General features: G+C 69.8%; 5 protein-coding genes. 2 read left to right on the forward strand and 3 right to left on the reverse strand.

The window, feature by feature from the left end; genetic code table 11:
- Positions 1–69 precede the first annotated feature (69 nt).
- From QSK35_RS35615 to QSK35_RS35625, 3 genes are all read right to left on the reverse strand, one after another.
- Positions 70–2,064 (reverse strand): helix-turn-helix transcriptional regulator, encoded by a 1,995-nt coding sequence (locus tag QSK35_RS35615; RefSeq protein ID WP_285752099.1) that lies wholly within the window; start codon positions 2,062–2,064, stop codon positions 70–72.
- Between the two features lie 5 nt (positions 2,065–2,069).
- The gene (locus tag QSK35_RS35620) at positions 2,070–4,391 is read right to left on the reverse strand and encodes an ATP-binding protein (protein WP_285752100.1); all 2,322 of its coding nucleotides are present in this window, start codon (positions 4,389–4,391) and stop codon (positions 2,070–2,072) included.
- 109 nt (positions 4,392–4,500) lie between these two features.
- Positions 4,501–5,016 (reverse strand): sigma-70 family RNA polymerase sigma factor, encoded by a 516-nt coding sequence (locus QSK35_RS35625; RefSeq protein WP_285752101.1) that lies wholly within the window; start codon positions 5,014–5,016, stop codon positions 4,501–4,503.
- A gap of 151 nt (positions 5,017–5,167) precedes the next feature.
- On the opposite strand from QSK35_RS35625, the gene QSK35_RS35630 reads away from it, so the two are divergent.
- Both QSK35_RS35630 and QSK35_RS35635 read left to right on the forward strand, forming a co-directional pair.
- Positions 5,168–5,809, forward strand: coding sequence for a PadR family transcriptional regulator (locus tag QSK35_RS35630; protein WP_285752102.1), 642 nt, complete (start codon positions 5,168–5,170; stop codon positions 5,807–5,809).
- A 132-nt stretch (positions 5,810–5,941) separates the two neighbouring features.
- Positions 5,942–6,790: an SDR family oxidoreductase gene (locus QSK35_RS35635; protein WP_285752103.1), complete on the forward strand. Its 849-nt coding sequence runs from the start codon at positions 5,942–5,944 to the stop codon at positions 6,788–6,790.
- Positions 6,791–6,940 lie beyond the last annotated feature (150 nt).

Below are 6,940 nucleotides of genomic sequence, written 5' to 3' on the forward strand. Positions count from 1 at the left end.
ACCGCCTGTATTGGCTTCCCTAAGCCTGGCGGGAGCAGTACAGCGACTTCGTCGAGGCCGTCATCGGGCTCAATGGCCAGTCCTCCTACTGAACCGCGACCACCACGCGCCGAGCTCGGCCCTCGTGCTCAGGCCGAGCTTGGTGCGGACGTTGTCCACATGGGACTCGACCGTGCGTTCGGTGATCCGCAGGCGGGCCGCGATCTGCTTGCTGGAACGGCCTTCCGCCACGAACCGCACCACGTCGCGTTCGCGCGGCGTCAGCGGGCCGAGGGGAACGGCCAACGCGTAGGCCACGACCTCGTCCTCGGTCAACGGCGCCGCGAAAGAGCTGGGAACCTGAGCGAGAGCTTCGCGGACGCGTTGGTCCCACGGATCCACCGCACGCGGCGGCATTCCCCAGTCGAGCCGCAGTCTCGCGGTCGCCGCACCCAGCCGGGCGGCCCGTCCGCAGTCACCCCGAAGGGCGGCGACCACGGCCAGGCCCTCCACCGAGTGGATCTTGCGGGCCAGGTGGGACGTCTCGAACCGCAGGGCGTCCAGGAAGTACGACTCCGCCGCGGAAAGGTCGCCCGACTCCAGGGCGAGGGTGCCCGCGCTGTGCAGTGCTCCGACTCGCAGCCAGGGTTCGCGCGCCGACAGACACGCGGGCAGGCACTCCTCCAGACAAGCGGAGGCCTCATCCAGGTCACCGGCGTGCAGGGCGATGTAGGCGAGGTTGTGCAGGCACACGGCCAGGTCGAACGGACGGCCGAACCGGCGGGCGAGCGACAGCGCTGAGCGGGCGTTGACGGCGGCGGCCGGCGCGTCACCTGCGGCGAGGAGCGCACCGGCCAGGCGGCTGGTCGAGCGGATCAGCGCGACGCCCGAGTCGAGTGAACAAGCCGAAGTCGCCAGCGATACCGCGCGCGGGCCGTCGCCGACGTCGGTGGCGAGTACGGCGGCCTGGGCCAGGACCGTACTGCGGTGCGGGCCGTCCACGTCGAGCAACGGGTCGAGCAGCGCACGACCGAGAGTGAACTGGCCGCGTTCGCGCCAGCAGGCCGCCAACGCGGCGGCCAGCAGCGGCGTAAAAGAGGGATCCCAGTGTAGAGCCGCCAGCAGGTTGTCGCGTTCGGCGTCCAACGGGGCCAGCACATCCAGCGTCGGGAACGCCTGGGAGGCATAAGTGGAAGCCAGGGAGGCCAACCAGGCGACGACTTGATCACGGGTGGCGGAAAGTTCACCACGAGCGACCAGTTGCTCGTGCGCGAACAGACGGATCGACTCCAGCTGCCGGAACCGGCTGCCGGAAGCGACCACCAGGGACTTGGCCGCCAGGCTGTCGACCAGGTCGGCCGACCCGAGCACGACGTCCGCGCCGAAACCGCCGGGCAGCACGGAAAGGCGGCGGAACAAGGCCTGTTCGGCCGGGTCCAGCAGGTCGTAGCTCCAGCCGATCGTGCTGCGCAGATCTCGATGCCTGGGCTCGCCGCGTTCGTTCACGAGCAGGGTGAAGCGGTCCTGCAGACGCTCCAGGATCTCGCTGATCCCCAGGAAGCCCGCGCGCGTCGCCGCCAGTTCGATGGACAACGGGTGACAGTCCAGCTCCGTGCAGATCCGCGACACCGCCGGGCTGAACGGGACCGCGCCACCAGCGCGTTCGACGAACAGTCGGGCGGCGTCGGGCACTGGTAGCGGGCCGAGCCGCAGCAGGGCCTCACCCGGCACGTCCAGGGCCTCGCGGCTCGTGGCGAGCACGGTGAGATCGGCGCACCGGGTCAGCAGAGCCACGACGAAGGGCGCGACAAAGTCCACCAAGTGCTCACAGTTGTCGAGCACCAGCAACGCCTTCCGGCCGCGCAACGCGACCTCGACGGCCTCCGAAGGGCAACCGATCACCGCTGCGACCGTGGACGGCAGCAGGCCGGGATCGGTCAACGGCGCGAGGTCGACCCAGTAGGAGTCCGAGGCGAACTCGCGCGCCAACCGCGTCTTGCCCGCACCGCCGGGGCCGTGCAAGGTGACCAGCCTGGACGTCCGGCACAGCTCCGCCAGCCTCGCCAGCTCCGCACCTCGCCCCACCAGCGTCATGGCAGATGCGCGGCGGTCCAGGCCGCGAGCTGGGCACGGGTGCGCAGCCGCAGGCGTTTCCTCATGTCACGCAAGCAGGTCTCCAACGAACGCTCGCTCATTCGCAGCCGAGCCGCGATCTGCCGGTTGCTGTGTCCCAGCGCGACCAGTCGTGCCACCGCGATCTCGCGTTCGGACAGCTCCGTCGGCCCGGCGACCATGGCGTCGGTGATCGCGAACTCGACGGCACCATGCCGTGCGATCTCCGCGCCATCCAGCTCTGCCTGACGAAAGGCGGCGGGCGACAAGCCCGAACGGGCCAGCGCGAGCGTCGCCGCGCGTTGGCGGTCGCCGGTCGCCTCGCGGCCGAGCTTGCGGTCGTGCCGGGCCGACTCGGCGACGGCATCCAACCTGACCGCGCGCACGAACCGGCGTTGCCTCGCGGCCACGGCGGCCAGGCCTTCCAGCGACTCGATCGCGGTGACCGGGAGCGCGTCCGCGCGGCCGTCGCGCGGGTATCGCTCCAGTGCTTCGCGGAAGTGCTTGTCCGCCAACGACACCTCGTCGCGCGCCAGCGCCAGCGCGCCGGCCGAGTGCAGCCACTCCGGCGGCACCGGGTGCGGGGAGTGTTCGCGGTACAACGGCAGGCACTGCTCCATCAGCGCGGCGGCCTCGTCCGCGTGCCCGCACTGCAGCAGCTGATAGGCCTGGTTGTGCAGGCACACCGCGCGGTCGAGCGGGTTCGTGAGCGACGGCGCCAGCGCGAGCGCCCGTCGGGCCGTGATGAACGCCTGATCGCGCGCACCGACCGCCAGCTGGGCGTTTCCCAATGCGCTCAACGCCTTCACCAGGCGGACCGGGTGGCCGCCCGATTCGAGTTCGACGGCCTCGGCGGCCAGTGACGCCGCGTGGGCGTGGTCGCCCGCGGAGATGACGAGGTTCGCCGCGGTGACGAGCGCCGTGGAGCGGTCCGGGTGGTCGGGGCCTGCCGCGTCCAGTGCGGCCAGCATCATCGCCGAACCGTCGGAGACGTAACCGTGCTGCCGCCAGCACCGGCCCAGCGCCGTGGCCAGCGCCAGATGCCGGTCGTCACCGCGCAACGCGGCCCATTCCACCACCGCGGCCAGGTTGTCCCGTTCCGCGTCGAGCGGAGCCAGTTCCTCGTAGCAGTGCAGCATGCCGTCGCCGACGAGCGGCCGCGCCAGACCGAGCAAGTAGGCCGCCAGCCGGTCGTAGGTCTCGTCCTCCTCGACCGCGGCGCGCAGCTTGTCCAACCCGTACAGGCGGATCGACTCCAGCTGGCGGAACCGCGGTCCGGGCACGACCAGCGACCTGGATTCCAGCCCCGACAACACGTCCAGCACATCGTCCACATCGGACACCGCCGCAGCGGTCGCCATGCTGAACCCGCCGACGAGCACGGACAGCCGGCGCAGCACCGCCTGCTCGTCCGGCTCGAGGAGGTCGTAGCTCCACTCGATGGTGGTGCGCAGGTCGCGGTGCCTGCGGGCGGCGGTGCGCGGCCCGGACGTGAGCAGCCCGAACCGGTCGGCCAGTCGCGAGCGGATCTCCGCGACTCCGAACAACCGGATCCGCCGGGCGGCCAGCTCGATCGCGAGCGGCATGCCGTCGAGCTCGGCGCAGATGGCCGCGACGTCCGCGAAGTTGTCGTTGGTGAGCTCGAAGTCCGGCGAGCTGGCGGTGGCGCGTTCGACGAACAACTGGACCGCGTCCTCGACCGGCAGCTCGCCGATACGCACGACGACCTCGCCCGGTATCTCCAGCGACTCGCGGGTGGTGGCCACGACCCGCAACGAAGGGCACCGGCGCAGCAAGGCCGTGACGACCTGCGCGGCCGAAACGACGAGGTGCTCGCAGTTGTCGAGCACGAGCAGGCAAGGGTCGCGGGACAACGCCTCCGCGACCGTGTCGAGCACCGGACGGCCGATCTCCTCGACGATCCCGAGCGCGTCCGCGACGGTCCGGGCGACGAGCGCGGGGGTCGTCACGGGCGCGAGCTCGACGAAGTGCGCGGGCGTGCGCAACCGCGTGGCGAGCTCGACGGACAACCGCGTCTTGCCCGCTCCCCCAGGACCGAGCAGCGTGACGAGCCGGTACCGGCCGAGCAGCGACTCCAGCTCGGCGAGGTCACGTTCCCGGCCGACGAACGCGTCCAGGGCCGCGGGCAGGGACGGAACGGCAATCGGCGCAACGGGTTCCGCCCGGCGGCGGTATGCGCGCTGGCGACACGTGGCGGAGCAGTACCTGGCGGGTCTTCCGGTGCGGTGTCCGGTCAGCGCGGCACCGCAGACCTCACACCGCTCCCCCGAAGCGGACATCGACCCCCGCTCCTCGTGACCGGTCGACAACGAGCGTTCCTCATGTCATACCGGCCCGCGAGGCATCGGGGCAATACCACGTGACCGAGCGGTAATGTGCGACGACTGTCTACATAGGACTTGTCAGCCCCCGGTCGGCCAGCGCGGACCGCATGGCACGCAGCGCGTAGTACTTGCGGGACTTCACCGTTCCTGCCGGAACGCCCAGCGCACCGGCCGCGTCGGCGACGCTCGCACCCCGGAAGTACAGCTCCGCGATGACCTCGCGATGATCAGTGGAAAGGCCCGAGAACACGTCCGAAACGACCATCGCGGCCATCGTCCGCTCGGACGAGTCGGACACCCGCACCGCCCAGTCCGGCACGTCTCCCCCGACCTCGACGGGCCGGTTGAGCCGCTTGCGGTGCCGGTCGATGACCTGCCGTCTGGCGACCTTGAGCAGCCAGCGCCGGAACGTCGGCCCGGACACGTCGAGGCCGCTCGCGTTCTGCCACGCCCGCACGGCGGTCTCCTGGACGATATCGGCGGCGGCGTGCCGGTCACCCTCCAGCAGCTTGGTGACGTACCGCTCGAGCGCGCGGCCGTGGTTGTCGTAGATCGTCCGCATCAGTTCGTTCGTCGTCATGCCTTCAGCCTGGGCAAACAGCCCGCGCGAGACATCGGGGGAATCCGGCGCGAGTTGCGTGACACGCGGCGTGACGAAACCTCGAACGATCTTCGAGCCGCAGGCTCCGGGTCCGTGTACTCTGGTCCATATATCCGGAAGCGAGTAACCCATGGCCCGATACCGAAGGTCGAACCCGCTGGCGCTGGCGGTGCTGGCGCAGCTGTGGGAACGGCCGCAGCACCCGTACGAGGTGGCGACCACGCTGCGGGAACGCCACAAGGACACCAGCGTCAAGCTCAACTACGGCTCGCTGTACACCGTGGTCGACTCCTTGGAGCAGCACGGTTTCATCGAGGCGCTCGAGGCGCGCCGCGAAGGCGGCAGACCCGAGCGCACGGTCTACGGGCTCACCGAGGACGGGCGGGAGGAGCTCTACAGCTGGTTGCGCGACCTGATCGGGCAGCCCGTGAAGGAGTACCCGCGGTTCGAGGCCGGGGTGTCGTTGATCGGCATCATCGAGCCGGACGAGGTCGTCGTGCTGCTGCGGCGACGCGCAGAGCTGCTGCGGCAGGAGATCGACGCGCTCGGCGGCACCACGGAGATGCTGATGGAGATGGGGCTGCCCGCGTTGAGCTGGATCGAGCTGTCCTACCGGACGGCGATCACGCGGGCCGAGCTGGAGTGGGTCGAGCAGCTCGTCACGGCCATCGAGAACGACGCGATCGACGGAATCGAGCAGTGGCGCGAATGGCACAGCGGTGACGCGCCGCCGGGGTCGATCGTCAGCGAGAAGTTCAGCAAGAAGAAGTGACTCCCGGCGCGGTGCTGCAACACCGCGCCGGGAGTACGGCAATCCGAACGAGGTCCAGTGTGGGCCGTACGTCCGAGATATCGCATTTCGAGGATACGGCCCCTGCTGGGCTGCCACCGAGGAAGGCAGTCCATGAAGATCCTGGTAACCGGCGCCACCGGCAACGTGGGGCGCTTCATCGTCGACGAGCTGCTGGCGGGCGGGCACGAGGTCCGTGCGTTCACCCGCAAGCCGGAGACCGCGAACCTGCCCGAGGGTGCCGAGGTGTTCGGCGGCGACCTGGGCAACGAGGCGGACGTCAAGGCCGCCCTGGAGGGGGTCGACAAGGTCCACCTCTTCCTGAACAACAGCGCCGCGCCCGGCCAGCACCAGATGGTCGCGAAGACCATCGCGGAGGCGGGGATCCCGCACATCGTCGCGCTGTCGTCCGCGTCGGCCGGCGGTGACCCGAACAACCTGATCGCGCAGGTCCACCTGTCCGCCGAGGCCGCCGTGCGCGACTCCGGCGTGGCGTACACGTTCCTGCGGCCGGGCGGCTACCACTCGAACGCCTTCGAGTGGATCGAGTCGATCAAGAACGAAGGCGTCGTGCGCGCGCCGTTCGGCTTCGTCAAGCGGCCGGACGTCGACCCGCGCGACATCGCGTCGGTCGCGGTAGCCTCGCTGACCGGCGAGGGGCATGAGAACAAGATCTACCCGCTGAGCGGCCCGATCGAGGAGTCCACCGCCGAGCGCGTGGCGATCCTCGCGAAGGTCCTCGGCCGGGAGATCCGCTTCGAGGACATCCCCGAAGAGGTCTACGCGCAGATGATGGCGCAGTGGATGCCGGCCGAGGCGGTCGCCGCGCTGGTCGACCTGACCAAGCAGGCCGGGCAGAAGAAGCCGGGTGAGCTGCTCTGGTCGACGGTGCAGGACGTCACCGCTCGTGCGCCGATCAGCTTCGAGCAGTGGGCGATCGACAACAAGGACGCTTTCGCCTAGAACGCTATGGGGGGAGCTTTCCAAGCGCTGGTGTTTTAACCGGGAAGCTCCTGATCTTTGACATGAGCACGGCCACCGCTTGATCATTTTCGGGTTCCGTCCAAAGAACTCGATCATGACAAGTGGTGGCCGTGGCTCATAGTCTGCCCG

The sequence above is a fragment of the Lentzea sp. NBRC 105346 genome, assembly GCF_030269605.1.
Taxonomy (GTDB): Bacteria; Actinomycetota; Actinomycetes; order Mycobacteriales; family Pseudonocardiaceae; genus Lentzea.